Origin of the sequence: Capsulimonas corticalis (assembly GCF_003574315.2) — a bacterium.
Taxonomy (GTDB): domain Bacteria; phylum Armatimonadota; class Armatimonadia; order Armatimonadales; family Capsulimonadaceae; genus Capsulimonas; species Capsulimonas corticalis.
This window is the reverse complement of the sequence record NZ_AP025739.1, coordinates 42,534-67,388: the sequence shown is the minus strand read 5'-3', so window position 1 is coordinate 67,388 and position 24,855 is coordinate 42,534. Positions and strand designations below refer to the sequence as shown.

29 protein-coding genes are annotated in these 24,855 nt (G+C 59.8%); all 29 read left to right on the top strand.

Features of this window, described 5'->3' with window-relative positions; all coding sequences use genetic code 11:
- The first annotated feature begins 100 nt into the window (after positions 1-100).
- The 29 genes from D5261_RS00320 to D5261_RS00180 all read left to right on the top strand — a co-directional run bounded on the left by D5261_RS00320 (position 101) and on the right by D5261_RS00180 (position 24,848).
- Positions 101-307 (top strand): hypothetical protein, encoded by a 207-nt coding sequence (locus D5261_RS00320; protein WP_119319971.1) that lies wholly within the window; start codon positions 101-103, stop codon positions 305-307.
- Positions 304-570 carry a helix-turn-helix domain-containing protein gene (locus tag D5261_RS00315; protein WP_165863977.1) on the top strand — a complete coding sequence of 89 codons (267 nt, stop codon included), beginning with the start codon at positions 304-306 and terminating at the stop codon, positions 568-570. Before D5261_RS00320 ends, D5261_RS00315 begins: the two co-directional genes overlap by 4 nt.
- A gap of 22 nt (positions 571-592) precedes the next feature.
- Positions 593-892, top strand: coding sequence for a hypothetical protein (locus D5261_RS00310; protein WP_119319969.1), 300 nt, complete (start codon positions 593-595; stop codon positions 890-892).
- Positions 889-1,449, top strand: coding sequence for a hypothetical protein (locus tag D5261_RS00305; protein ID WP_119319968.1), 561 nt, complete (start codon positions 889-891; stop codon positions 1,447-1,449). The genes D5261_RS00310 and D5261_RS00305 overlap by 4 nt, the downstream gene beginning before the upstream one ends.
- A gap of 79 nt (positions 1,450-1,528) precedes the next feature.
- Complete coding sequence (locus D5261_RS00300) at positions 1,529-2,023, top strand: hypothetical protein (protein ID WP_125205823.1); 495 nt, start codon at positions 1,529-1,531, stop codon at positions 2,021-2,023.
- An 838-nt stretch (positions 2,024-2,861) separates the two neighbouring features.
- Positions 2,862-5,573 (top strand): YfjI family protein, encoded by a 2,712-nt coding sequence (locus D5261_RS00295; protein WP_119319966.1) that lies wholly within the window; start codon positions 2,862-2,864, stop codon positions 5,571-5,573.
- Between the two features lie 178 nt (positions 5,574-5,751).
- Positions 5,752-6,123: a hypothetical protein gene (locus D5261_RS00290; RefSeq protein ID WP_301002380.1), complete on the top strand. Its 372-nt coding sequence runs from the start codon at positions 5,752-5,754 to the stop codon at positions 6,121-6,123.
- A 68-nt stretch (positions 6,124-6,191) separates the two neighbouring features.
- Positions 6,192-6,428, top strand: a complete 237-nt coding sequence (locus tag D5261_RS00285; protein ID WP_119319965.1) for a hypothetical protein — start codon at positions 6,192-6,194, stop codon at positions 6,426-6,428.
- 380 nt (positions 6,429-6,808) lie between these two features.
- Positions 6,809-7,030 carry a hypothetical protein gene (locus D5261_RS00280; protein ID WP_119319964.1) on the top strand — a complete coding sequence of 74 codons (222 nt, stop codon included), beginning with the start codon at positions 6,809-6,811 and terminating at the stop codon, positions 7,028-7,030.
- A 143-nt stretch (positions 7,031-7,173) separates the two neighbouring features.
- A complete protein-coding gene (locus D5261_RS00275; RefSeq protein ID WP_125205820.1) occupies positions 7,174-7,935 on the top strand; it encodes a hypothetical protein in 762 nt (253 codons plus the stop codon).
- Between the two features lie 395 nt (positions 7,936-8,330).
- Complete coding sequence (locus D5261_RS00270; protein ID WP_301002379.1) at positions 8,331-8,606, top strand: hypothetical protein; 276 nt, start codon at positions 8,331-8,333, stop codon at positions 8,604-8,606.
- A gap of 12 nt (positions 8,607-8,618) precedes the next feature.
- Positions 8,619-9,224 carry a hypothetical protein gene (locus tag D5261_RS00265; RefSeq protein WP_119319962.1) on the top strand — a complete coding sequence of 202 codons (606 nt, stop codon included), beginning with the start codon at positions 8,619-8,621 and terminating at the stop codon, positions 9,222-9,224.
- Positions 9,133-10,830, top strand: coding sequence for a phage terminase large subunit (gene terL, locus D5261_RS00260; RefSeq protein WP_119319961.1), 1,698 nt, complete (start codon positions 9,133-9,135; stop codon positions 10,828-10,830). The genes D5261_RS00265 and terL overlap by 92 nt, the downstream gene beginning before the upstream one ends.
- Positions 10,827-12,362, top strand: a complete 1,536-nt coding sequence (locus D5261_RS00255; protein WP_165863976.1) for a phage portal protein — start codon at positions 10,827-10,829, stop codon at positions 12,360-12,362. The genes terL and D5261_RS00255 overlap by 4 nt, the downstream gene beginning before the upstream one ends.
- Positions 12,363-12,809, top strand: coding sequence for a hypothetical protein (locus D5261_RS00250; protein ID WP_119319959.1), 447 nt, complete (start codon positions 12,363-12,365; stop codon positions 12,807-12,809).
- Positions 12,809-13,804, top strand: a complete 996-nt coding sequence (locus tag D5261_RS00245) for a phage minor head protein (protein WP_119319958.1) — start codon at positions 12,809-12,811, stop codon at positions 13,802-13,804. The genes D5261_RS00250 and D5261_RS00245 overlap by 1 nt, the downstream gene beginning before the upstream one ends.
- 90 nt (positions 13,805-13,894) lie before the next feature.
- The gene (locus D5261_RS00240) at positions 13,895-14,476 is read left to right on the top strand and encodes a hypothetical protein (protein WP_125205818.1); all 582 of its coding nucleotides are present in this window, start codon (positions 13,895-13,897) and stop codon (positions 14,474-14,476) included.
- A 14-nt stretch (positions 14,477-14,490) separates the two neighbouring features.
- Positions 14,491-15,480, top strand: coding sequence for an SU10 major capsid protein (locus tag D5261_RS00235; RefSeq protein ID WP_119319956.1), 990 nt, complete (start codon positions 14,491-14,493; stop codon positions 15,478-15,480).
- An 8-nt stretch (positions 15,481-15,488) separates the two neighbouring features.
- Complete coding sequence (locus D5261_RS00230) at positions 15,489-15,884, top strand: hypothetical protein (RefSeq protein ID WP_119319955.1); 396 nt, start codon at positions 15,489-15,491, stop codon at positions 15,882-15,884.
- A gap of 3 nt (positions 15,885-15,887) precedes the next feature.
- Positions 15,888-16,586 (top strand): hypothetical protein, encoded by a 699-nt coding sequence (locus tag D5261_RS00225; RefSeq protein ID WP_119319954.1) that lies wholly within the window; start codon positions 15,888-15,890, stop codon positions 16,584-16,586.
- A gap of 1 nt (position 16,587) precedes the next feature.
- On the top strand, positions 16,588-16,941 hold the full coding sequence (locus tag D5261_RS00220; RefSeq protein WP_119319953.1) for a hypothetical protein: 354 nt from the start codon (positions 16,588-16,590) through the stop codon (positions 16,939-16,941).
- Positions 16,938-17,393 (top strand): hypothetical protein, encoded by a 456-nt coding sequence (locus tag D5261_RS00215; protein WP_119319952.1) that lies wholly within the window; start codon positions 16,938-16,940, stop codon positions 17,391-17,393. The genes D5261_RS00220 and D5261_RS00215 overlap by 4 nt, the downstream gene beginning before the upstream one ends.
- On the top strand, positions 17,393-17,845 hold the full coding sequence (locus D5261_RS00210; protein WP_119319951.1) for a hypothetical protein: 453 nt from the start codon (positions 17,393-17,395) through the stop codon (positions 17,843-17,845). The genes D5261_RS00215 and D5261_RS00210 overlap by 1 nt, the downstream gene beginning before the upstream one ends.
- Before the next feature lie 145 nt (positions 17,846-17,990).
- Positions 17,991-18,776 carry a hypothetical protein gene (locus D5261_RS00205; RefSeq protein WP_119319950.1) on the top strand — a complete coding sequence of 262 codons (786 nt, stop codon included), beginning with the start codon at positions 17,991-17,993 and terminating at the stop codon, positions 18,774-18,776.
- Positions 18,777-18,881: 105 nt separating this feature from the next.
- A complete protein-coding gene (locus D5261_RS00200) occupies positions 18,882-19,391 on the top strand; it encodes a hypothetical protein (RefSeq protein ID WP_119319949.1) in 510 nt (169 codons plus the stop codon).
- Between the two features lie 17 nt (positions 19,392-19,408).
- The gene (locus tag D5261_RS00195; protein ID WP_119319948.1) at positions 19,409-20,371 is read left to right on the top strand and encodes a hypothetical protein; all 963 of its coding nucleotides are present in this window, start codon (positions 19,409-19,411) and stop codon (positions 20,369-20,371) included.
- 104 nt (positions 20,372-20,475) lie between these two features.
- A complete protein-coding gene (locus D5261_RS00190) occupies positions 20,476-20,886 on the top strand; it encodes a hypothetical protein (RefSeq protein WP_119319947.1) in 411 nt (136 codons plus the stop codon).
- Positions 20,883-21,077: a hypothetical protein gene (locus tag D5261_RS00185; protein ID WP_125205817.1), complete on the top strand. Its 195-nt coding sequence runs from the start codon at positions 20,883-20,885 to the stop codon at positions 21,075-21,077. The genes D5261_RS00190 and D5261_RS00185 overlap by 4 nt, the downstream gene beginning before the upstream one ends.
- Before the next feature lie 6 nt (positions 21,078-21,083).
- Positions 21,084-24,848: a phage tail tape measure protein gene (locus D5261_RS00180; protein ID WP_119319945.1), complete on the top strand. Its 3,765-nt coding sequence runs from the start codon at positions 21,084-21,086 to the stop codon at positions 24,846-24,848.
- Positions 24,849-24,855 lie beyond the last annotated feature (7 nt).

The window sequence follows — 24,855 nt, the reverse complement described above, 5'->3', positions numbered from 1 at the left end:
CTACTCGTTAAAAAAGTGTTGTACAAGTGTTGATTAATTTGACCTGGCGTGGTATACTTATTTTGTTCAAGTGTTGTTCATTTATCTTGAAGAGGTAAAAATGTTAAATTTAGATCAGGTTGAAAAAGTGGACGAGCTTCTGCGAGAAGGGATGTCTCCGCAACGTGTGGCTACTGAGATTGGTCTTGAAAACCGCTCCAAGCTTAACTACCATTTGTTGCGGGCAGGTAAGAAAATCCGAACCGTACGGATGGTTGAAGATGTCACAAATGTAAGTCAACGAGAGAAGGAGGCATCAACAGCGTGAGCCAGCAGGAGACAGCGCTAGGCCCGGAGTGGTGTATCGAAGGGCAGTACACGGAGGGCGTTTTGGACTCCTATGACATCGCGCCGAAGGAACTCGCAAGCGCGAGTGGGGTGCATGAGAGCACTTTATCCCGATTTTTCAACGACCGCAAGCCGATCAAGGATAAAACTTTGCTCAAAATCGGCATTGCTCTGGGGCGGTTAGCCGAGCAGCGAGACGCCAAAAGAAAAAACCAGCAGGCACAAAGTGCCGCTGGCCGCTAAAGAAAGCGATTAAGTTTTTACAATGACACAAGCATACACCAATCAGGCGGCCACTGTCAACCAGCCGGCCGACGCTACGCTTTCCGAGGAGCCGGAAATCCAGATAGTCGTCTTCAAAATCGTTCGCTCGGCGCGCGCAGTCTGCAAGGTCCCATTGTGGATCGACGGGGAAGTCGTGACCCCGAAGTGCGATGACCCCGCCGCGTTCGAAGCCGCATACCGCCGTTTCTTCCAGGCGCGTTACGATAATTCGCCCGAAGTGAAGAAGATGATCGACAAGATCCTCGCCGATCATCGCGCGGAGGAGGGGACGCAGCAATGAAGACATTGCGGATTTCTCAACCGACCGCCGGGAAATTCTCTGGAACCGATTCCGGCGCGGACTTTACCCGTCTTGGCGACATTCTCACGAATATCGCCGGTTTGACACACGACGGCCGCACATTGCGTTCGGTGATGGCGCCGTTCCGGCATGCATCCTCAAACCCCGTGGGCGCCTATCGTCTTGCGTCGACCTTGATTTGCGTTGCGTTGCGGAAGGTGGTGCAAGCAACCGATTCGCATTCTCTGGAGGCGCTGCATTGGTTCCAATCGGAGGTCATCTCGGGGCGCGCCTCATTCTGCCCAATCTGCGCGATGCCGGTGCTAGGAGATCTCTGCCGCGTGTGCCTAGTCCTTGATGACGCCCGCGCTCAGGAGCGCGACGCCGAATGGATCGAGACTGCCAACGAGGGGACGGATACCTCGGAAGGCAGAACCAGAGATCTCGCCGACGCGCAGCTTGATTTGATTCGAGAGTACTTCCATACCGTCAACGCGATCGCAACGGCGGCGGATGCTGTCGTAATGAGCGAAATTGCTGCTCAGGCAGCTAGCTGAGTTTTCCGATAACTGAATGTATAGTCGTTCGTCTCTTGGCTTAGCCAAAAGCGACCATATACTCGAAAGGATCAAATAAATGCACCGTACACCATCTGTTATGACTATGACTAAAACCGTTCGAGTCTTATTCCCTCAAGACCAACTCGATGCCCTTTCCGTATGCGATGCTCTCACGGAGTACATCGGTGCAGGTGACCAATCCGGTGGCCCCGCCGTTTCTTGGTTTCGCACGCAAATCGAAGCGGGCAGGGCGAGCTTTTGCGGAGCATGCGGCCAGCCTTATTTGGGATCGTTGTGTATGACCTGCTTGGAGCTTCCAGTATGTCGTCAAGAGTTGGTCGGAAAACTGGACCCGGACATGCTTCGATCGCATATGAAAGACAACCCTCAGGAAGAACAACGACAGCTTGCTTACAGCCGTGTCTGGCTGATCAAGGCATGGCGAGACCTTGCGGACCAGGCAGATTGCTCCGCCGATTACGTGATTTATCGCGAGGCAGCCATCGCCGCCAAAAGTTCGGTGTCTCGCGCTGCCGAAACGGACCGAGTATTGCAAAAGGAAGCCGCCTAAGCTGCTTCACCGTCGGCCGGGCGGATTCTGCCCGGCCGCTTTCTCGCGGAGAAGATAATCCCTAATCCTCCTGGTAGGCATCGTTAAAGAAGCGATTGAGGGCCAGAATTTTCCCAAAATGTCAAGCTTTATTATACATATCGGCATAATATAGTACGGATGTTCCCTTCTTGGAGCACCTATATAGGCCGGGACGAAAGAGCCGTTTCGGCCTTTTCTTTTGAAAGGAACATTATGGCTGACGGAACAATGAGTACATCTCCTCCTAATACTTCGGACTCTCAGGAACCGGCAACCGCCGAGCAAATCTTGGAAGTCTATAAGAGAATGCCACGTATTAGTACAAGCCGTTTCGGGAGGAATAAGGACAAATCGCCACTCTACCTCCAAGCGGTAGCAGCTCTCCGCGCCGTTGCAGACAAGGAACGGACTTCCGATCTCGTGTTTGCGGAAGTGTACGCTCCTCTTTGGGAAGTGGGATTCGCAAGGGCGTATGGCCTTACCAAGACCACGAAATCAGCATGCCTGCGTAAACTATTCGGCAAGCGATGCGGGTCCGCAGGTCATCGATATGCGTCAAAATTTCCAGATTCAGAAGGCTTCCCGTGCCATCCTCCGGGCTGCGACCACCCATCGCTCTGGTACAAGGACGGCAAGCCCTACGCCTTTGTATACCATCCCTATGGTCTGCGAACAGACGAAATCATCGAGTTAGGCAAATTGTGTGAGCGTCTGGATTTGAACGTCGAAATCGACGCCGTCTCCTGGCATTATCCTGGAAAGACGATTAGCGTTACTCTCACACATAAGCTATCTCGTGAGAACGATCGGAGCGCGAATGCCTGAGCTTGACCCCGTGTCAACCTCACAATTCAACGCGGCGGATGTCGCCGCGTGGCTCTCGGTCCTGCATGCGCCGGGCGAGGTCATCGAGATCCGTGTACTGGAGTCTTCCAAGAAGACGACGGCCGGATACTACGACGACTTCGCCAAGGCTGCCGCCGACGTGCGCCGGTTCGACGGGAAGTGCGCGGTGTATTCCGTGCTGAACACCGTCAACCCGAGCCTGCTCGGGCGCATCTGCAACCGCCTGGAGGCGTCTCCGGAGGCGCTGACGTCCGACAAGGACATCATGCGCCGGCGCTGGCTGATGGTCGATTTCGACCCGGTCCGGCCGAAGGGGATTTCCTCCACGCGCGCCGAGCACGACGCCGCGCGGGACCGCGCTCGAATTGTGCGCGATTACCTTCACGAGAAGGGCTTCACCGAGCCCGTCATCGCCGACAGCGGCAATGGCTGGCACCTGCTTTACCGTCTGGATCTGCCTAACGATAACGAGACGCGCGATCTGCTCTCCCATTGCCTGGAAGCCCTGGATCTGCTGTTCGGCGATGACGTCGTGGGCGTCGACAACACGACGTTCAACAGCTCGCGCATCTGCAAGTTGTACGGCACGGTCTCCACCAAAGGAGACAGCACGCCGGACCGCCCGCACCGCCGGGCGCGCATCCACCGCATGCCCGAGGCGCCGGAGCCGGTATCTCTCGCGCTGCTGCAAGAGCTCGCCGCGACGCTGCCGCCGACGCCGGCGGCTCCGCCGCGCACGGCGGACGCGTTCGACCTGGAGCGGTGGATCGCGGATCACAACCTGCCTGTCGCGAAGACGGGGCCGTACTCTGGAGGCGGCCGCAAGTGGATCCTGAACCCATGCCCGTGGAACGGCGATCACACCAATGACGCCGCCTTCATCATCCAGTTCGCCAGCGGCGCCGTCGCCGCTGGCTGCCGCCACAACGGCTGTCATGGAAGAACCTGGCAGGATCTGCGGCGGATGTACGAGCCGGACGCATACGACGCGCCGGCCCCGCATTCGGATGCCTCAAACACTCCTGGAGCGCCGAACAGCGCCGCAGGCAGTACGCCGGATCCGCGGCGCGTCGATCAGTTGATCTCCGGCGCCGGCGCGTTCGAAAGCCGTCAGCGGCGGCAGGGCGCAGCCCCCGAGCCGGTGGCCCCCGATGAGGAATGGGAATGTCCCTTGCCGCTTGGTGAGGAGAAACTCCCTCCCTTCCCGCTGCACGCCCTGCCGCCGGTGCTGGCAAGCTACGCCAAGGAAGTCGCCGAAGACGTCCAGGTCCCGATCGACATCACGGGGATGCTGGCGCTGTGCGTCATTTCCGCCCTGAACTCCCGCCGCGTCCAGGTCCAGGTCGGCGCCTGGTCCAAGAAACACATCGAAACTGTCAATCTTTATATGGTCGTCGCCTCCGTTGCGGGATCGGGCAAAAGCCCCGCCATGAAGCGCATGGCCGCGCCGATCGTACAGATCGAGCGGGAGCTGCGCGAGCGCTTCGAGGGAGCGCACACGACCGCCGTGGCCAAGTTCGAGACCGATAAGAAGCGGCTGACCGCACTGCAAACCAAATCCGCCAACGCCCAGGCGTCCGCCCGCCGATTGATCGACGACGAGATCCTCGGCCTGGTCGAAGAGATGAAGGAGCCCAAGGCGCTGCCGCGCATGCTAGTGCAGGACATCACTATGGAGGCGCTGTTCACAAAGCTCTCCGAGCAGGAAGACAACTGCATCGCCAACCTGGATACTGAGGGCGGCCTCTTCTCCATCATCAAGGGCCTGTACGCGAGCAAGAACAGCAGCCCCAACATGGATATCTATCTCAAGGCCTGGAGCGGCGACTACGCCACCAACGACCGCGTCGGCAAAGGCAACAGCTACATCCTGGCGCCGACGCTGACCATCGGCCTGACCGTCCAGCCGGAGATCATGCAGTCCCTCGCCGAAGACGAGCGCCTGCACCACAACGGCTTCCTCGCCCGCTTCCTGTACGCCGTGGCGCCGAACCTTGCGGGAGAGCGTCCATACCTGGACGAAGGCGGCTCGAACGCCAGCGAATACGCTTACACGCAGACCATCCTGGCGCTCCATGATCTTCCGAAGGCGATCACCGAGGATGCGCCCCACAAACGGTTCCTGCTCACCATGGACGCCGAAGCGATCGCCGTACATAAGCACTATCACAACGACATCAACGCCCGGCAGCGGCCCGGTCAGGACCTCGCCGCCATGCTTGCGTGGTCCTCCAAGCTCGCCGGCAACGTCGCGCGAATCGCCGCCAATCTGCACATGGTCAAGCACGTCGGCGTTCAACCGGGCAGCCGTATGCCCTGGGAAACGCCAATCAGCGGCGAAACCATGGCTCAGGCGTGGGAGATCGGAACCTACTGTATCCCGCACGCCGTCGCTGCCTTCGGCCTGATGCGCTCCGATTCCATCGTTGCGCTCGCCAGGCGCATCATCGAATGGATCAAGCGCAAAAAACTGAACGCCTTCACGATGCGCGAAATCCGCCAGGCGCTCAACCCGGAGTCCAAGGAGCGCATCGAACTCGCGCTCACCCGGCTGATGGAGGACGCCTACGTGCGTCTCGAAATGCCGGCCAAAAAAGAAGGACGTGGGCGCCCGGGCAAGCCCTACTATGCGGTAAACCCCTGTGTCGTCTCCGAAGGACGCCAACAGCTGCAAGCCGCGTAAAAATGCCGAATTAATTATGTTGGATTATGTTGGAGATTGTTGGAGAACGCACCCAACATAATTCCACGAAAAAATAAGAAGGGGATACCCCGATTATTCCCGTTTGCCGAATTATGTTGGGATGTTGGACGATTTCTAGAAACGTATTTCAAACTATTTATTTCTTATGTCTACTGTTATGACACCTTACGAAGTCCTTAACGCCATAAGAACCAACACATACCAGCCACCCGTCTATACCGAAAATGGCCCAACAAACCCAACAAAAATACCGGGAGACGATCTGCTGGGAGAAGCGCGAAGGCTCAACCGGTCCTGTGGACGCCAGATCGAATTCTTACGCACCGGCGAAGTCCACGCCAAACTCACAAGGCCGCAGATGGTGGAGAAATGCCGTCAGACGATCGCCCATCTCGAAAACGTGTGCCAGCAGCTCGATCCCGGGACAACGGACGGCTACGACGATCCTGACGACGAATTCGCCGATCACTGCGTGGAGACCTGGAAGTATGAGATCGCGCAGCAGGAGCGACCCGTCCACGAACGCTGAGCATAACCCATGTACGTCTCCGGCGCCCTGGAAACCCATGTACATGGGGCCGCCGCTGGCGTGGCTCTGTGGCGGCGTTTGTGGTGACGGCGGCGATGAGGAGCTACCGCGTCGCCCTGCGGAATTTGGTTCGAGGGCAGCGGGAGATCGGTATGAATGTGGAGACGAAAGCGGAGTTGCGGGAGCGGCTGGCGAAAACAGAGCGGCTGTTTGATGACGCAATATATGGCATGGGGGCGGCCGGCGCCCCCGTCGATGGATGCATGACGAGCGGCTATCTCTCGACATGTTTCTCACTGTCTTAGAATAGACAGCGGATTGGGCGCGGCGACCACCTTGGCATCATGGTGACCCAGACGCGTCTCAGGCCGAATTGCCAGCAGAAGGCGGCAAGGTCCGCGTCGGTGATGATCGTCTCCCAGGGTAGACGGCACTCAGTGCAAATCAATCCGCGTCCAAAGAGTGACTGCTCCATGTAATAGCAGCCACATCGCCAGCAAGCCTGCTGGCGTAGGCTCCGCCCCATGAATACATGGTCGGGAAGTGAGATACTCGTAGTCATTTTATGTCTTTCACCGGAGCACAGTGGCGGTTTTAGCGTGTGCTCTGTTTTTACTATCGTTGATTTTTTTCAAAAGCGCATAAAAAAGTTTTGGCAAGGCAAAATAATCGTAAGGAGTGAGCCATGCAGACGCCGCCCGGGACAATCCAGTCCGCCGAGCCAGTCATTTACGATGAGGTGACACTGCGGCGCTGGACACGCACGCGTACGGCCGCGCAGTGGGCACTGGACTACTACCAGGACAAAGGGGAGTGGCCGGCGATTAAGCAGATCGCCGGCCGCGCGGGCGTGAGCACCGGCACCGCGCACAACGCCTTGAAGCAGGCAAAAAGTGGAATAGCGTAAAGGGTGAGGTGATTTTATCCAATACCTAGCAGTCAATGCCGCACCCCTCATCTGTGAGGTACTATGCTATGCGAAAGGTTAAGTCTGTTGTCACTAGGACACTGATATTCTTGTTAACGCGCTAACGCAACCAAAGGTCATCAATGCTAAAATTCAATCGCCATTTTCCTGTCTTATGTACCCTTCTGGGAGTCGCCTCTGTCAATTCGGCTCACGCGGCGTTGGTGGTGATCGGCGCGCCCTATCTAGGGAACTACGCACCGTTCGGAACAAGTGGAGGGGCACAGTCACATTACGCTGCTGGGTGCGAGTATCAACAGATATATCCGCACAATACCTTTTACTCCGTTTCGTATAAACCGGTAATTATTAACCAAATCTCTTTTGCTTCTGAAAGAGCAGACTTTGCGGGAAATCAGCCGAAGATAAATGTTGCTACCTACCATGTAACTCTTAGTTTTTCTAATACGTCGTCGTCATTGAGTGCTCCCAGCACAATCTTTGACGAAAACAAGGGAAGCAATTTTACCCAAGTGTTCAGTGGCGATTTATCAACAACACTGAAGGGGGACGGAAGCTTTGATCTAAACTTCCCGACAAGTCCATTTTTATATGATCCATCGAAGGGAAATCTATTGTTCGATGTATTTATCAACGCCGACACCGATTCAACTGGTGACGCAGGTTTCGACTTCACCACCGGAGCGTTCAGCAGAGTGGCAAAAGTTGGGGGAGATCCCAATCTCGATACCTACGCACACCCCGATGGGTTAGTGACGCAATTTCGTGTCATTCCTGCTACCGTTCCGGAGCCCACCGCTCCCGTCTCATTCGCCATAGGCGTGCTAGGGCTATCTGCTATGCTTTGCGTTAGTCGCAAGCGGTGTGCAGCCAATAGCCTCTAGACAATCTCCCATGTCCCCGTTAGCCAAATTCTGGAATTTGGCTAACGGGCATCTACCGCTCTTATCCGGAGGTCATTGTCTTTTTCAATAATGAAAAAAGAGAGCGATTACCCCCTAGACAATCAAATCGATCCACGCAATAATAATCGTACACAAGTCAACGCGAGTACAGCGCAGGGCCAGCGACGAGCATCCACCGCTCGCTCTCGCTGGCCGCTTACTCCGCCTTGATCGTCGTTCCCGCCGGCCGCTCTGAAACGGTCCATAGCTCCTGCGGACACTCTTCAGGAGCGCAACATTCTCCTCACGTAGCGGGTCCATACGTGCCCCGCACCTACCTAGCCCTTACTGCGTCTCGGCCCTTCGCGCTGTCTGTTCTCGCTCACCACACCACCATGAACCATACCTGGCTCTCCCTTCATGCGGGCTGCTGCTCGCCTGCCGCTGCGGCGCGTCTGATGCGCTGCTCCGTCGCCGAGGCCACGCGTCAGCTCACTGCCGTCGCCGTCGCCAAATCGCGCCATGAGCGCACGCAGGAGCGCGCGGCGGACGCAGTTTCGAACAGCGGCGCCTACGACGCGCTGCACCTCTGGGGGACCGGGAAGCTCGGGCGGGGGATCAGCCTGGAGAAGAGCGGAGACATCACCTTCGCGCATATGGTCACGCGGTAAGAGGCTACGCTGATGGCGCATCCCAAATGCGGGCGGCCCTGCAAGACGAAGAACGGCGCGCCCTGTGAGAACGCCGCCGGCCAGCGCACCGATCATGTCGGGGTGGGGGCCTGCTGGAAGCATGGCGGCAATGGAGGGCGGCCGGTGAAGCACGGACTGTATTCGAAGATCGAGCGGCCTCGCCTCAAGGAGCTGCTGGACGCGGCGGACGAGCTTGGAGACCCGCTCGACTTGCTCCCGCACGTCAAGATGCTCGGCGCGCTCGTCACCGACTGGGTGGAGCGCTACGACACGTTCACCGAAGCGCTGATCGCCTGGCACCAGTCCTACGACAACCCCGAGCGCGTTTCCAAGCCCACGCAGCTGCTCGACATCACGTCCGCCGCCGGGCTGATCGGTCAGATCGGCGCGATGGTGGATCGAATCCATAAGCACCAGGATAAGACCGCCGTTCCGCTCGTGGCGCTGGATGATTACGTGACCAGTATTGGGCTTGCTGTCATTCAGGCGGCTCGGGAAACGATTCATGACGACGCTCTGCGGGCCGAATTTATCGCAGTTGCTGACAAACGGCTCGCCGACGTTCGGATCGACCTCCCCGCCAGAAAAGGAGCCTAGCCTCGCGGTCCAGGCCTTCCGCCGCGCGCAGATGGCCGATCAGATCCCGATGCGGCTTGCGCAGTTCTTCCGCGAGAGCTGGCCGGTCCTCGAAGCCGCGACGCCGCTCGACGACAACTGGCACATCGACGCGATGGCCGAGCACGTTGAGGCGGCTCTGCTCGACTGGTGGGCCGTCCAGCAGTGGAAGATGGCCGCAAGGCGCGGCCTGGCCGTCGAAGAACGTCCCGTCCAGCGTATCAAGGATCTGATCGTCAACGTCCCGCCGGGGACCGCGAAGTCTCGTCTGGTCTCCGTCTGCGCTCCCGCGTGGATGTGGACGATCTGCCCGGCCTGGCGTTCGATCTTTATCAGCGGCAACCCGCGCGTTTCCACCCGCGACTCGCTGCTCTGCCGCGAGCTGATCCGCTCCGACTGGTACCGCGAGACCTTCCAGCCCACATGGCGCCTCGCGGCCGATCAGGACGCGAAGACCCTCTTTAAGAACACCGCCGGCGGCTCGCGCCTCGCGATCGGCGCCAAGGCGAAGATCACCGGCGACCGCGCCGACGCGCTCTTCGTCGACGACGCTAACGACGCCGCCGACATTGAGAGCGACGCCGAGCGCGAAGCCGTCAATACCTGGTGGGATAATGGCGCGGGCAACCGCGTCAACGACCTGCGCACTTCCGTACGGATCGGCATCCAGCAGCGCCTGCACGAAGACGACTGGACCGGTCACGTCCTCAGTATCAGCGAATGGTTTCACCTCGTGCTCCCGATGGAGTACGAGGTCAAGCCCGCTTGTGAGTGCGCCAGCTGTAAACGCGCCGTCAACCCCCTTGGATGGCGGGATCCGCGCGTCCAGGCTGGCGAACTATTATTCCCGTCCCGTTTCCCGCCCGAGGTGCTCGCCGCCGAGCTGCGGCGCCTGGGCACGATGGGCTATGACGGTCAGTACCAGCAGCGCCCCAGCGCAAAGGGCGGATCGATCTTCAAAGAGGCGTGGTTCGAGCGCAACCGATACCGCCGCCTGCCCGAGCTCGTCGAAGTCTGGACCGTCTGGGATACAGCGCTCAAGGCCAAAGAGGCGAACGACGAAAGCGCCTGCATCACCGCCGGGAAGGGCGCCGACGGCGATCTGTACATTCTCAATATGGCGCATGGCCGATGGGAGACGCCGGATCTCGTCAACTTCCTGATCGCGCAAGCCTATTATTATCGTCGGCTCTACGGCGACAAGTATCGCGGCGACTATGTTGAGGACGTCGGCAGCGGCACGGTCCTGATGCAGTACGTCAAGCGACACACCGACGAAGACCGAACGAAGGCGGAAGACGGCTCGAAACTGGCGCTGATCGGCATTGCTGTCGCCGGCACAGGCGACAAGGAGAGCCGCGCGAAAAGCGTCTCGCCGTTCGCCGAGGGCGGCCGTGTCCATCTGCCCGATCTCAACATCTATCCTGGTTGCTTTGAATGGGTGCGCGACCTTCTCGCGCAGATTACGAAGTTCCCGAAGGCGAAGAACGACGACATTGTCGACGTCTTCGTGAACGCACTCCGGAAGTTCCTCGAAACGCTCGGGACGAAGAAAAGCCGGCGTGGCAGACGAGGCGGAACAGTATGACAACAAGAGCCGAACAAGCCGCCGCGCTGATCAATACGCGAAGCCTGCCCGTGGGGCTCGGATGGCTGCAAGACAAAGCCGCCGAGGCCCACGCCTACGATGTGCTGAACCCGTATCCGCTGTTCCATTTCAAGGAGTGGAAGACGGAGGATCGAGGTCCGCTTCCGCGCTGCATGCCGCTCGCCAAGAGCATCATCGCGCGCGGCGCCAAGTGGCTGTTTGGGCAGCCGCTTCAGATCCATTGCGCGGAGAATCCCGATCTGGAGGAGTTCCTGCGCAAGATGTGGCGCAAGAACAAGATGGGCGCGCGCCTTGTGGCGATGGCGCGGCAGGGCGGCTGCGACGGCGGAATCGCGCTGAAGTTCTCGTACGACGAGACCGCGCGCATCCCGCTCTCGATTCAGTCGCTCTCCCTGGTGGATGAGGTGCGCCTGTACTACGATCCCCACAACTGCGCCGATCTGCTGATGGCGAGAATCCAGTACAGCTACTTCGACGCAGTGGCTGGAAAGACGATGTGGTACCGCGAGGAGTGGACCGACGACGAGGAGATCCATTACTTTCCATTGCCTCAGGAGAGCCTGAACACGAGCCTTGGCAGCACTCGCCTCTACATGTCCTACAACCGTACGGATCCGGACACGTACGAGGGCTGGAAGATCAGCAGTCGCGCCGCCAATCCCTTCGGCGTCATTCCGCTTACGCACATCAAAAACGTGGAGACGGACGACCTGTACGGCGCCGGTGATCTCTGGGATCTGTACCGCGTGCTCGACCGGATCAACTTGACCTATCACCTGATGGACAAGAGCAACCAGTTCGACGCCGAAAGCAACCCGATCTTCATTGATCTTGACCTGGACGAGGACGATATCGACAAACCGCTCCAGCCCGGCCAGCCGATCGACGCGCACAGCGCTGAGGGTGAGAAGCAGGGCAAAGTAGAGTTCCCGCCGACCGGCAACGGCCTGCGCCCCGCGATGATGGAGTATGCGAAGGATCTGAAGAAGCAGATCCTCGCCGCCGCGTCGTCGGTGGAAGTCGATCAGTCCGAGTTCAGCAACAAGGGAAACCTGACGAACGCGGTGCTCGCGCAGCTGTACCTGCCGCAGATCGAACTGACGGAAGAGAAGCGCAAGAGCTGGGGTGAGGATGGTCTTTGTGAGTTTCTCGCTCTGGTGGCGCGCGGCTTGCAGAATGTCGGCGTCGATCTGGGCGTCCGTGAAGACGACGAAGACAGCTATGATGTGACCCTGGCCTGGCCGCCTTATTTCCAGATGTCGCAGGACGAACTGACAGCGCTGACGGGACGCACGCAAGAGCAGGAGATCGCCGGCTACATCACCCACGAGCGCGCGATCGAGCGCGTCGCGCAGGCGGAAGGCATCGAAGACGTGACGGCGCTGATCGAGGAGCTGAAGACGGAGCCACCACCACCGGCCGCCACGCCGACGGCGGCGGACGCCAGCCTCCAGCAGACCGAGCAGGAGATCGCCGGCCTCAAGGGCGCGGCGGGAAAGAGCGGCGTGTAAATGGCGATGGATTTAACGGTTCCTCAGTGGCTGCGCGATTATGTCGATCTGTGGGCTGATCGCCTGGGGCTTTATCCTGAATGGCAGCCTATCGGGATAAAACTCGCTCGCGTCGTTTACGGCGAAGAGTTAACGTTTGCAGTTTCTGCACGTATCGCCAAGCTGAACAAGGCGACGATCACGTTCAGCTGTGATGTCGAAGACACGGCGGAATGGCGCATCACTGTCGTCCACGAACTGCTTCACGTCAAGCACACGCGGATTGACGCCTACATTCGAGAATGTATCACGCCCCAACTCGCGCCCGGCGCCGAGAAGGTCGCCGACGCTGGCTATGATCAGCAAATGGAAAGCTACATCGAGAGTTTCGCCCACATCCTCTACGATATGTGGGCGGCCAAAGAAGCTGAGCCGGAGCGAATAGCGAAGGTTCCGAAGCGTAAATAATGGCCGACATCTTCGAGATCTCCGAGCTGGCGAAGGAATACGCGCAGTTGATCCGCGCCTCCCGGCAAAAGCAAATGCAGCTCGACCGCGACACTATCGCGCATGTGCTGGGACTGCTTCATGACACGCTGGACGCGCTGCAAGAGGACATCCGCAGTATTCCGCGCGGAATACTCGCCGAACGCTTCCAGCGCGATCTGGAGCGCAGCATCAGTCGCCATGTGACCACATTCGGCGAGCGCTTCAAGGCGTCGCTGGACGGTGGGATTGAAGCGGCGGCGCTGAACGTGTCCGAGCGCGAGGCGGATCTGCTGCGGCGTCTTTCTCTGGTGCGTACCCAGATCCATCCCGAGCACTCGCTGCACGTCGCCGCCGGCGCGGCTCAGATCGGCGTCGAATTCGGCAGGGTACAGGCGGAGGTGCTGGATCGGCTGTACGCCAGGGTTTACCCGGACGGCCTGAAGCTCTCGCAGCGCCTCTACAACCTGGACAGGGACGCGCGCCGCTCGATCGCCGATACGCTGTTCAGCGGCGTCGCGCAGGGGCAAAGCGCGCGGAAGCTGGCGGAGGCGCTGCGCCCGCTGCTGACAGCGCCGGGCGTGGAGAATGTTCGCTACAAAGCAATGAGGATCGCCCGCACGGAGATCAACAGCGCTTATCGCGAGGGACATATTGCGAGCGTCACGGACGAGAACGGAAAGCTCAAGCCGTGGGTGGAGGCAATCGGCTGGCGATTGTCGCCGGCGCATCCTCGCACGGATATCTGTGACGCCTGGGCCGGCGACGACACCGAAGGACTGGGAGCCGGGAACTACTCGTCTGGCAATGTTCCGCCCGGGCATCCTCACTGCCTTTGCTATACTGTCACGCTCTTGGCGTCGCTCCCGGATCAGCAGTTCGTGAGCCATCCTCCGAAGCCGGACGATGTGCCCGAAAGCCAGCGCAAATACTACGGGCAGCCGAAGCCCGATCCACCAGCCCAAAGCGACTCCTGACGGGGCCGCTTTTTTGCTGTCCTTTTCCATCTACCCGGCCACGGGCGCTCAGTGGCAAACTACCCTGATCTCAGGAGAAACGACAACACCATGTTCCATCGACGATTTGAAACTACGCTGACCCATCCTCGGTACTTCGCTCCGGATGAGCCGCCCCCCACCGCACCGGTAGCGCCGCCCGCAGTTCCTGCGACACCGCCGGCTGTAACCCCGCCTTCGACGGATCCCGAGAAGCCAGCGCAAGACAACGAGGCGAACATGTGGCGCCGCAAGGCGGAGCAAGCGGAGAAGCGCAACAAGGAATTGGAAGACGCGGAAACCGCTCGCAAGACTGCGGAAATGACGGAGCTCGAGCGCGAGCGCGCCCGGGCCGATCAGGCCGAAACGGCGCGCAAGCAAGCCGAGGATCGCGCGCTGCGTCTCCAGATCGCTGGCGAAACCGGTCTATCGATCGACATCCTCAACGATCTGAACGGCGCCGACGAAGCGACACTGCGCGCGCAGGCTGAACGCCTCGCCGCGAACGTGGTCAAGCCTCCGGTCCAGGCCGGCACGAACACCCGCCCGGCGGCTGGGCAAGGACCGTCCCTCGACGAAAAAATCAACGCCGCCTATAAGGCCGGCAATACCCTGGAAGTCATTCGCCTCAAGCGCGAATCGGCTTCCAAATAGCAAAGGATTGACCCATGCCCAACGGCATTGTAACCATCAATAACGTCGTTCCCTACCTGGGGGAACTCTTCCAAATGAACAAGCGGCCTAACGCGCTGCTTCGTCTGCTGGGCGGCATCCAGGGCGGCGTTCAGGAAACCACCGCGAAGGAATTCCCGATCGGCGCCTTCTGGAATATCCCCGCTCCCGCGCAGCCGGCAATCCTCGAAGGCGCCAATGCGCCCACACCGGCGTATCGGTCGCTAACCCAATCCACAAATGTGATCCAGATCTTCCAGGAGGCGATCACGATCACTTACCTGGCGCAGTCGGATCATACCGTCGCCGGCATCGTCCCGATCCCGCAAGGGGCCGCGCAGGGCGGAGTGCAGAATCCACGTTCGTCGGAATTCCAGGTCATGACGACCCTGCAAAAAGTCGCGCAGGACGCGAACTATTCGATGCTCAACGGGACCTTCGTCAATCCCGCTGACCCGGCAAGCACCGCGCTGAAGACGCGAGGCTTGCTCACGGCGATCACGACCAACAGCATCGATAAGAGCGCGGACACAGGCGTCACCACCACGATGTACCGGGGTTATGTCAATCTCCTGATGCAGACCGTCATTACCGCGAACGGTTACGGCGTGGATGAGACATGGACGCTGCTGGCCGGCACGACGGAGTACTCGAACATCTGCGCCGCTTACGAGGCGCAGGGCACGATTTACCTCCAGCCGGAGAGCGAGTACGCCGGCATCAAGGTCCGCAAGATCCTGACCCGCTTCGGCTCCATCAATCTGGTGCTGGAGCCGGATATGCCAGCGCAGTATTTCGCCATCTGCAACCTGGGCGTCGCCGGCATCGTCGGTCTCCCGGTTCCGAACAAAGGCATCTTGTTCGAAGAGCAACTCTTCAAGCAGGGATCGGCGGATCAGACGCAGCTTTACGGTCAGCTCGGCATTGACCACGGCCCCGAATATTGCCACGGCAAGCTGAAGGTGCCTGCGAGCGTCGCCCTGTAAATCGGTCTATGACACGAGGGGCGGCGGACGAAGCCGCCCTGGAGTTCACGAACATGCCTAAGGTTATCAACCGCAATTTCAGCACGTATTTTGACATGGTCACAAACACGCAGTTCGAGCGCATGCTCGATCGTCAGGCGGGCGTGTACATCGCGGTCGCGGACGTCGCGCCGAAAGTGGCGAAGTCATTCGATGGCCGTTACGGTTTCGAAGTGCTGACGCCCGAGCAGTACACCGCCATGACTACCACGCCGGAACCCGAAGATCCGGAAGAGCCTGAGACCGGTAATCCGGTGACGGACGCGGCGGCCGCGCAAGCCGCTGCGGACGCCGCCGCGAATGGTGGCCAGGGGGCCACGCCTCCAACGCCTCCTGGACCGCCCAAGCCTCCCGCATCGAGCTAAACCATGAGCACCACCGATTATACGATCTGGCCGACGTCGGAGGATGTGCAGCTGCGCCTGTCGCACGCCGGCGTAACGCTGCGCAACGTCAATCTGGCGCGGCGATTTCAGCAGGCGATGGACGGCGTTACGGCGGAAGTTGCCCGCAAGACAAAGCGGCAATTCTTGCCCGGCGCCGCTGGCGAAGTCCGGATCTATGACGGGACCGGAACGGCGGAGATGGAGATCGATGAGATCGTCTCTCTCACCAGTGTCGCCGTCGTTGGGATCCAGAGCGCGCCGGGTTACACGCTCACCGACGTGCAGCTTATCCAGGAACAGAATAAGCCGTTGACGCGCCTGGTGGTGGCGCGCGGCTCGGTTCCGGCGTTCATCAGCGAAGGCGTGATCGTCCCTTATCCGTCGCTCTTTCCAGCCGGTCGTCAAAACATCCTGGTGACCGGGCAGTTCGGTTATGGCGCCGAGATCCCCCATGATCTCTGGGATGCGGTGTGCGGCGAGGTCGCGCGACGGCTGACGGCGGAGGCGATCTTCAGCCCGGGCGGACAGGTGTCCGTCCGCAAGGCCGGCGACGAAGAGGAGCGGTACAAACTGCCCACGGCGACGGATGCGGCCTGGGGACTCGACTACGCCGCGAAGCTTGCCGACTACACGCGCCCGGCCGGAAAGCGGCTGCGCAACATGCGCCCGAGGATGATCTGATATGCCTCTCGACCCCATTGCGGTCCGTATCCTGCGCGCAAGCCGTTCCCGGACGCCGACAGGCGGCAAGACGGTGAATGCCGAGGCAGATATTCCCGGCTCGCCGTTCAGCGCGCGCGTTTACCGCGTCGCTCAGGTGACCGTGAACCGAGATGAGGCGGAGCCGGGTATCGCGACGCAGGATCAAATGCGTCGCCTCTCAATCCTGGATCCCGCCGCCGGCGTGCGCAAGAACGACATCGCGCTCATTCCCAGCGACGACGATCCCAGCGTCACGGAGAGGGCTAAGGTCCTGCGAGTTCGGCGCTACAGCGATCGCGTCCAGTGCGATCTGGAGACAGGAGTCGACGGATGAGCGTGGAAGGCGCCGACACAGTGATCGGCAACCTGGCGAAATGGATCGAGGAACGCCAGAAGCTGGCCGAACTCGCCATGAACGAAGTGATGGCGGCGCTGGAGGGCTGGGCGAAGTCTGAGCACGCCTATACGGACCGGACGGCAAACACGACCAACAGCATTCGCGGCGAGGTCGCGGAGGCGACCGCCGAGATCGTTCGCGGCGTGTTGTCCGCCGGCATGGATTACGACATCTTCCTGGAGCTGGCTCACGATGGCAAATGGGCGTTCCTCTGGCCCGTCATCATTCGTCACGAGCAAGATATTTTGAACATTCTTCGCAGCCGCCTGGGCAACGATGCCGTCGGCGCGTCCCTCTCGCGGTCCGGCAGCCTGGCGAAGTCCTTCGCCGACGCCAAGACGAATTTCCGCAACGACCGAGCGCGCGCGGCGGCGCATGGAGCTGACTGATGAGCCTCGCCACAAAGACGGTGATCGTCGCGGCGATGAGCGCCGACGCGCCGCTCGTGGCGCTGCTGGCGAAGGATCCCGACGATAGCACCGCGCCCGCGATCTTCAACGGCCATAAATCTCAGACGCCTCCGGTTTACAACTCCGTGACATACAGGATCGCCGACGGCGCTCCGGATCGGCGGTTCCGCCCGGCGATTAATGTCGGCGGTGGCCCGTCCACGGTGCAGGATGAGTATCTGGAGATTGAAGCATGGACCCAGAAACCGGACTGCGCGGATCTGGAAGCGATCGCCGCGCGCCTGGTCGCCATCTTTGACGGACGCCCTCTTTCTCTCACAACCGGCCGGGTATTCCGCGCGGAATGCGTCATGACCCAATCCGATCTCTACGACAAGACGCTCAACGCGTCGTTTCTTCTCGCCCGCTACCGGCTCAGAATCGCTAGATAGGAATTCAGTGTTTACTGAATTGTACATTGCAACTTTTCGAGTGCCTGTGTGTCAAAATAGTTATAGAGACTAACTTACAATTGCACGACGGGAAATTGTCTTCTGCAATAATACTAATCTCTGATTTACTATTAGGAGATCTATTTTGACATTCAAAGACAACAGCAATCACATTCTCTCAATGGCTTCGAACATTGCGGCATTGGCTGCAAGCGTTTTAGGGTTGGTATACGGGCTAGGATTTTTCGTTTGCAGTGTGTACCTTAGTTCATTAGGCGCCGTAGATTTCGTTCTGCTAAAACCACGATATATTGCAGTGGGTATTACTGCAATGATAATAATGCTCGGTAGTTATGTGGCGCAAAGTTGTTATTTTGAAGACAAGCTTAAAAAGGCTATGTCGGATAAGGCGATACCCAAGGTTATTCTTAAGATTATTTATTCGTGGTTATTGTGGTTAGTACTAGAATTGATTCTGCTTAGCTTTTTTACTACGGCGTCTAAATTAACCTGGCATATGTATATGTTAAAGATGCTGGCGTTTGTGATCGCGATCCCGACTGTTTTCGTTTGGATTGATAACGCAAGATCAAATAATACATTTCACTGGTTCGTTAGTTATCTTCATGTATTTACAGTCGGAGCTGGTTTAATAGTTTTGTACAGCAGAACCATATTCCCGCTAATTCCTGCCGCATATGGAGGAGGCGCCCTGCCAGAAGTACAATTAATCTGTACACATGAAGGATCAACAATCTTAGCATCAGCTTTGCCAATGACATCTGCTCAATCATTGACTACTAACTGGGTGCAGCTGATTGATGAGGACGACAAAGCTGTACTTATTCGTGTTCGAGATCAAACAAATCACGGTTACCATGTGTTGCGGCTTGACCGCTCGTTGTTTAACGTAATCGTATACAAGCCATAACATCAAATAATTAAATCACGAAAACAGATAGTGCAATGTCTTATCTGTTGCTAATTATTAAGACCCAGCCGAAAGGCGGGTCTTTTTTATTGCGAAAGGTCTATCATGCCCACAGAACTTCACGTATTTGGTTCCGGTAAGTGCCGCATTGGCAACGTCGGCGCCACGCTCACCGACAGCGCCAACGGCGTCGGCTCGGTTCAAGATAGCTCGATGAACACGAAGTACGACAAGAAGGAGCTGTACAACACTCCGATCGTCAGCATGTTCCCGGTCGATGTCGGCTTCTCCAAAGGCGAATGCAGCGTCAAGATCAACTTCAAGGATATCAACCGAGACGTCATCGCCCGCATCACTGGCGCCACAAAAACGACGGTATCGACCACCGACACCTACACCATCGGCAAGACCGCGCAGCCGACGAAGTTCCGCCTGGAGCTCGATCAGATCGACACGAACGGCAAGAACGTCAAGATCGTTCTCTTCAACTGCTACGCAGTGGATCTGCCGCTGACGTTCAAGCTCGACGACTTCGCCGATATGCAGATCGAGGTCTTCTGCCTGGGCGATCCGGCCAACGCCGGCGCGGTCGGCACGATCTCCCTGGATCAGTAAACCGCGAGGAGATCACCATGTCGGAACAGCGTATTTTTAGCACGGGTGTGCTCCAAGCATATCCCGGCGTGCTCGGATCCGGCGTTCTGCCGGATCCGACACAGATCCTCTCAGGCGCATCGCTGTCGGCGTCTCGCACGATCAACAGCGGCGCGACTTACGCCAGCCCGGCGGGCAACATCGCGGACGGCAGCGCCGGAACGACCGCTGTCATCAACACGCATACGTCGGCGTCGCTCTCCACGGCCAACGACTGGTTTGTCCTGGACCTGGGAGCGCCGTACACAATATCGCAGATGACGACCCAGATCAGCGCCATCGGCAGCGGCGCGAGCACGGCGGACATTTGGCTGGCGGACAACCCCAGCGCCGCACCGGGCGATCCACAAACGACTTTGATCGATACCTGGGTTGCGGCCGTGGCGACGCGCACGACGACGCTCGCGCCCGTCGTGGTCGGCCGGTATCTGCTGATCGAGGCGGTGAACGCCGGGGCGAGCTCAATCACGATCGCGGAAGTCACGGCGACGGTATATACCGGGATTACGCTGGCGCTGCTGCAAGACGTCGCCGTCAGCAACAAAGCAAACAAGAAACTCTTGTATGGCCCGGCCTGGGTCTCCGTGCATCCGCAAGATGTCGGCTTCTCCGGAGCGATGGCGACGATCAAGGCGACGGTCGCGATGATCAAATCGGACGCGCTGCGAAAGCTCACCGGCGCGGCGGAAACCACGGCGGTGGTGAACGGCGTCACGGTCCTGACCGAGACGATGAATAAAGTCGTGGCGCTGCCGTCGTTCGCGGCGGCGCTCCAGACGCAGGACACCACCGGCCGCGTGCAGACCTGGACCTACATGAACGTGCGCGCGCCGGGCGTGGACATTCCGTTCAAAATGGAAGACTTCGCCATGCCGGGTTTTGAACTGACGGCGTTTCCCGATTCGCAAGGCGTGCTCTACGTTATCAGCATGCCTCAATAAGTATTCCGCACGGAATATCGATCAAATCACAATCGATCAAAAAACACAAGTCCAGCGAAGGCGCGGCCGCGAGGTCGGCGCCTTTTTGCTGGCGGGAGTACTGAATGTCCGAACTCTCCGAAGCGCTCGCCAAAGGCAAGACGCTCGATTTCGCAGGCCAAACCTGGCATGTTCTGCCCCTCGACTTCAACGATATCTGTGACATCGAAGACGAGATCGGATCGGTCGAGCTGCTGGACGTCTCCAAGCTGAAGCATCAGCGTCTTCTGGTCTGGCTGGCGCTGCGCAAGGCGGATCCCACGCTCGGCAATGATGACCGCCAGCACTGCCGATATCGCCTGACGGAGATGGAAGTCGGGCAGATGGTCTCGTTCACGGAGCTGCAAAAGCCTGAAACCGTGACGTTCCTGCTGGATGTCCTTCGTCTCTCCGGCATTCTGCCCGAGCAGCAGGCCACGGAAGAAGAGACAAAAAAAAAGACGGTGAGCCGTTCCCGGTCCAAATCCGCCGAATGATGTCTTTCCTTCGGCTGCGCTGTGGATATAGCCGGGAGGAAGTCGGGCGGACGACGCTTCCGGAAGTCTTCGCGCTGTTCGAAGATATCCCGTATATCGATCCCCGTTACACCGGCGAAAAGCCGAAGCCGAAGCGCCCGCGCACGCCTGAAGAGGCGGCGATCGCGCACAGCGGCGGGATACGAATGTAGGTCACCATGTCCGCTGAAGTCAACCTTGGAACCATCTTCGCCGGCGTCGAGCTGCGGCTCGGCAATCTGAAGGCCGGCGTGAGCCAGGTCACCAGTTCCGTCGCGACGATCAAAAAGGAGCTGGGGGCGGCCGAGCAGGCCGGGACGAAGGCTGGCGCGGGAATGAGCGGCGGTCTCAAAGTCGCCACCGGCGCCCTGATGAATATCTCCGCCGTCATTACCGGCGTTGCGGCAAACGCCGTCAAGATGTCGGCGGACTTTGAGACGTCTCTGACCAACGTCCGCAACAACACGACGATGACGGCCAAAGACTTCGGCGTCATGAAGGACGCCGTGGTCTCGCTCGGCAAGGAATCGGGCGCGCCGCTCGATCAGCTCTCCGAAGGCTTCATGCATGTGACGAACTTCGGGTTCAAGGCGTCGGATTCGGTCGGCATTCTTCGCGAGGCGATGAAGTCGGCGGTGGCGACGGGCTCCAACACGGCGGATACGGCCGACATCCTCGCCAAGTCGCTGCATGAATTCGGGTTGTCCGCCACGGACGCCGGCAAGGCGATGAACGTCATGCACCTGGCGGCCGCGCAGGGCAACATGACGCTCGAACAGTTCGACGTCGCCGCCGGCCCAGCCTTCGCCGTGGCTGCGAACCTGGGCGTCAAGCTGCAAGACGTTTCGGCGGCCATGTCCGCATTGACGCGTCATGGCCTGGACGCGGCGGAGGCCGCGACGCAGGTCAAGGACATCTTGCAGCATATCATCGCGCCATCCCATCAGGCGAAGGAGGAGCTTGCCGCTCTTTCCAAAACCAGCGGGATTGACCTGGTGGCGGACTTCAGCCAGGCCGGCCTCAAGGCCAAGGGGCTGGCCGGCGTGATGGATGATGTGAAGCGCGCCGCGAAGGGCAACGGCGAAGAGATCTACAAGCTAATCGAGGCGCAGCGCGGCGGCATCGGCGCGATGATCCTCGCCGGCAGCGGCGCGAACGATTACAAGGAGATCCTGGGCTCGCTCTCTGACGCCATGTCGGGCAAGATCGACCCCACCACGGAAGCCTATAACCGAACCCTCCAGACCCTGAACAATGAGATCGCGCGCATCACGAACGAGATCAAAACGGACTTCGTTCCCGCCGGCGAAAAGGTGACGCCAGTGTTTGAAGCGGCGATCCCTGCCATTCGTGAGACGGCGCATTTGCTCTCCGAACTGCTCGATCTCTTCGCGCAGCTCCCGAAGCCGATCCAGGAAGTCGTTGTCGGCCTGGGCGCCCTGAAGCTCGGCGCCGGGGCGGCCGGCCTGGTCTTCGGCGACCTGAAGAAAATGATCGGCTTGGCCGGCGCTGAGCAAGTTGGCTTTTCGAAAGGCGGCATCGCGGCGTTCAGCAAAGGCGGCCCGTACCTGATCGCGCTGGCGGCGGTGGCGGCCGCGATCTTGCTGATTAAGCAGCGCTTCGACGAGGCGCAGCATACCGAGGACGTGTTCAGTAAATCACTCGACAAGATCCCGGAGAAGAGCGGCAAAATTACCGAAGCGGCGGAGCTGCGCGCCGAGGCGGCGAGGCTCAGCAGCGATATCAACAGCCGGATCCAGATGCAGCGGAACCTGCATCTTCCCGAAGGGCATGGCGAGTTCGATCCGCTGGGACTGGGCAAAGCATACCAGTCACAGTTGGTCGAAATGGAGAACCGCCGCCGCTATGCGCTGGACCGCGCCGCGCAGCTGGAGCGCCAGGCGAACGGACCGGATGCCGGCGCCAGCGGCGGGAGCAAGCTTGCGGAGGCGATGGCGAAACACATCGGCGAGGCGACTGGGATCCAGTGCGGCGCCGCCGTCTCAAAGGCGCTGAAGGAGTCCGGTTTGACCGGGACTGCGACAGCTCTGGCGAAGGCGGCGATCGCTCACAAGGATCAGCAGCTTCATCCAGACGCGAATGGTTTCCTTCCCCCGGGCACGATCGTCTATTTCCCGGACAAGCAGCATTCCGGGTCTGTCTCCGGATCCGGTCAGCAGCATTTCGCCGTGGCGGGCGGCCTGAACGATCAAGATCAGCAAGTGATGGTCGAGTCGACGACCGCTGGCGGAAAAGGACGCCACTACCGAGGAGATCGCACGCTCGCGCAGATCGCCGCCGAGCACGGCGGACAGTATTACGCGTTCGCTGCTCCGGGCGACTCGGGCGGATCGGCGCTCACTCCCAGCGGCGCGACGAGCGGCGGGGGCGGCGACGCGTCTGATCTCACTGACCTGATGGCGCGCGCGATCGGCGCGAAGAACGGCAAGTATGCGCAGGAGCGATACGAGGCGCAGCAGACCTATAAGAAGGACAAGGAGACGGATCCTCGTCTGGCGGCCATCGTCTACAAAAAGGCGCTGGCTGACATCCATCAGGAAGAGCTCGACGACCTCAAGCAGCATCACGCCAAAGTGGAGACGGAGCAGCAGCGCCATGCCGTCAAGATCATGTCCATCATCACGGACAGTATCAAGGGCATCAACAAAGCGACCAAGAGCAACGCCGGCGACATCTTCGGCAATCCGGACGCCGCGAAGCCGATCAGCTTCGATCTGAGCAAGTTCATGGGCGGCCTGAATAAGACCGTCAAGGGTAATGTCGGCGCGATCCAGACGAATGAAATCGCCGACGCTCAGGACGAGATCAGCACGCAGAACGACGACATCAAAGAGCAGAAGGCGCAGGCGAAAGAGCTGGCGGACTACGAGCGTGAGCTCGCCCGCGCGACCGCCGAGGCGCAGCGCGAAGAGTGGCGCAATAACCGCTCAGAGGCTCACCTCTACTTTGACAGTCTTCGCCAGGAAGCGGCCGCCGAAGCCGCGTCTTACATCGAAGGGCTCAAAGCGCGCGGCGTCGAGGAGGCCGACGCGAAGGCGCAGGCCAACGCGCTGTACCAAGTCAAGATGCGCGGGATCGACGCCGAAGAAACGGCGGCGGCAAAAGAGGAATGGGACCGCAAAGCAAAGCCCATGGAGCAGGCGATGCAGAGCGGCCTCAGCAAGATCCTGGGCCACTGGCGCAACATGAAGACCGGGATTGCGTCGATCATGGATGACATCAAATCCTACGTCATCTCGACCATCACACAAATCGCCGCGAAGTGGGCGGTGCTGCATCTGCTGGGCGGTCCAAAAGTGACGGGCGGCGGCGCCGGCGCGTTGGCGGGACTGGGCGCGCTCAGCGCCGGTGTCAGCGGGGCGAGCTCCGGGCTTGGGCTGAATATCCCAAGCTTCGGCGGATCTGCCGGCATCCCGTCGACGCCGGGGATCGCCCCAGGCGGAAACCCGCTGGGCGGCCAGCTCGGCGCGGCTGCTGCGGTGGCCGGCGCGACGGGTCAGGGCGGCGCGGCCGGCGCGATCGGGACCGCCGCGTCTCTTGCGTCACTGCTGGGCAAGGGCGGCGTGCTCGGTCATCTGTTCGCCCATGGCGGAATGATGGCGGCAGGCGGACCGCTGATGGCGGCGCTCCCGTGGGTGGCCGGCGGCCTCGCGATTAACTCCCTGCTCGGCAATCCGCTCAAGAAAATCTTCCACTTCAGCAAAGGCGGCACGGTTCCGGGAGTCGGATTTAGGGACACGGTGCCGGCGATGTTGACCCCAGGTGAGAAGGTTATTCCGCGCGGAATGTCGGAAGGCGGCGGACATCCACCGATCACGGTCAATCACTTCGGAGACATTCACGACGCCGACGGCGCGCGCGCCATGTACGACAACGCGGGCTGGCTGATCCAGCAGCGCCTGGCGGTCGCGACGGACAGCTAAGGGGATT

Excerpts from the sequence above, each read along its gene's own strand:
- D5261_RS00320 (WP_119319971.1), top strand. The coding sequence starts at position 101 with ATGTTAAATTTAGATCAGGTTGAAAAAGTGGACGAGCTTCTGCGAGAA.
- D5261_RS00310 (WP_119319969.1), top strand. The coding sequence starts at position 593 with ATGACACAAGCATACACCAATCAGGCGGCCACTGTCAACCAGCCGGCC.
- D5261_RS00305 (WP_119319968.1), top strand. The coding sequence starts at position 889 with ATGAAGACATTGCGGATTTCTCAACCGACCGCCGGGAAATTCTCTGGA.
- D5261_RS00300 (WP_125205823.1), top strand. The coding sequence starts at position 1,529 with ATGCACCGTACACCATCTGTTATGACTATGACTAAAACCGTTCGAGTC.
- D5261_RS00295 (WP_119319966.1), top strand. The coding sequence starts at position 2,862 with ATGCCTGAGCTTGACCCCGTGTCAACCTCACAATTCAACGCGGCGGAT.
- D5261_RS00290 (WP_301002380.1), top strand. The coding sequence starts at position 5,752 with ATGACACCTTACGAAGTCCTTAACGCCATAAGAACCAACACATACCAG.
- D5261_RS00280 (WP_119319964.1), top strand. The coding sequence starts at position 6,809 with ATGCAGACGCCGCCCGGGACAATCCAGTCCGCCGAGCCAGTCATTTAC.
- D5261_RS00275 (WP_125205820.1), top strand. The coding sequence starts at position 7,174 with ATGCTAAAATTCAATCGCCATTTTCCTGTCTTATGTACCCTTCTGGGA.
- D5261_RS00270 (WP_301002379.1), top strand. The coding sequence starts at position 8,331 with ATGAACCATACCTGGCTCTCCCTTCATGCGGGCTGCTGCTCGCCTGCC.
- D5261_RS00265 (WP_119319962.1), top strand. The coding sequence starts at position 8,619 with ATGGCGCATCCCAAATGCGGGCGGCCCTGCAAGACGAAGAACGGCGCG.
- terL (WP_119319961.1), top strand. The coding sequence starts at position 9,133 with ATGACGACGCTCTGCGGGCCGAATTTATCGCAGTTGCTGACAAACGGC.
- D5261_RS00255 (WP_165863976.1), top strand. The coding sequence starts at position 10,827 with ATGACAACAAGAGCCGAACAAGCCGCCGCGCTGATCAATACGCGAAGC.
- D5261_RS00250 (WP_119319959.1), top strand. The coding sequence starts at position 12,363 with ATGGCGATGGATTTAACGGTTCCTCAGTGGCTGCGCGATTATGTCGAT.
- D5261_RS00245 (WP_119319958.1), top strand. The coding sequence starts at position 12,809 with ATGGCCGACATCTTCGAGATCTCCGAGCTGGCGAAGGAATACGCGCAG.
- D5261_RS00240 (WP_125205818.1), top strand. The coding sequence starts at position 13,895 with ATGTTCCATCGACGATTTGAAACTACGCTGACCCATCCTCGGTACTTC.
- D5261_RS00235 (WP_119319956.1), top strand. The coding sequence starts at position 14,491 with ATGCCCAACGGCATTGTAACCATCAATAACGTCGTTCCCTACCTGGGG.
- D5261_RS00230 (WP_119319955.1), top strand. The coding sequence starts at position 15,489 with ATGACACGAGGGGCGGCGGACGAAGCCGCCCTGGAGTTCACGAACATG.
- D5261_RS00225 (WP_119319954.1), top strand. The coding sequence starts at position 15,888 with ATGAGCACCACCGATTATACGATCTGGCCGACGTCGGAGGATGTGCAG.
- D5261_RS00220 (WP_119319953.1), top strand. The coding sequence starts at position 16,588 with ATGCCTCTCGACCCCATTGCGGTCCGTATCCTGCGCGCAAGCCGTTCC.
- D5261_RS00215 (WP_119319952.1), top strand. The coding sequence starts at position 16,938 with ATGAGCGTGGAAGGCGCCGACACAGTGATCGGCAACCTGGCGAAATGG.
- D5261_RS00210 (WP_119319951.1), top strand. The coding sequence starts at position 17,393 with ATGAGCCTCGCCACAAAGACGGTGATCGTCGCGGCGATGAGCGCCGAC.
- D5261_RS00200 (WP_119319949.1), top strand. The coding sequence starts at position 18,882 with ATGCCCACAGAACTTCACGTATTTGGTTCCGGTAAGTGCCGCATTGGC.
- D5261_RS00195 (WP_119319948.1), top strand. The coding sequence starts at position 19,409 with ATGTCGGAACAGCGTATTTTTAGCACGGGTGTGCTCCAAGCATATCCC.
- D5261_RS00190 (WP_119319947.1), top strand. The coding sequence starts at position 20,476 with ATGTCCGAACTCTCCGAAGCGCTCGCCAAAGGCAAGACGCTCGATTTC.
- D5261_RS00185 (WP_125205817.1), top strand. The coding sequence starts at position 20,883 with ATGATGTCTTTCCTTCGGCTGCGCTGTGGATATAGCCGGGAGGAAGTC.
- D5261_RS00180 (WP_119319945.1), top strand. The coding sequence starts at position 21,084 with ATGTCCGCTGAAGTCAACCTTGGAACCATCTTCGCCGGCGTCGAGCTG.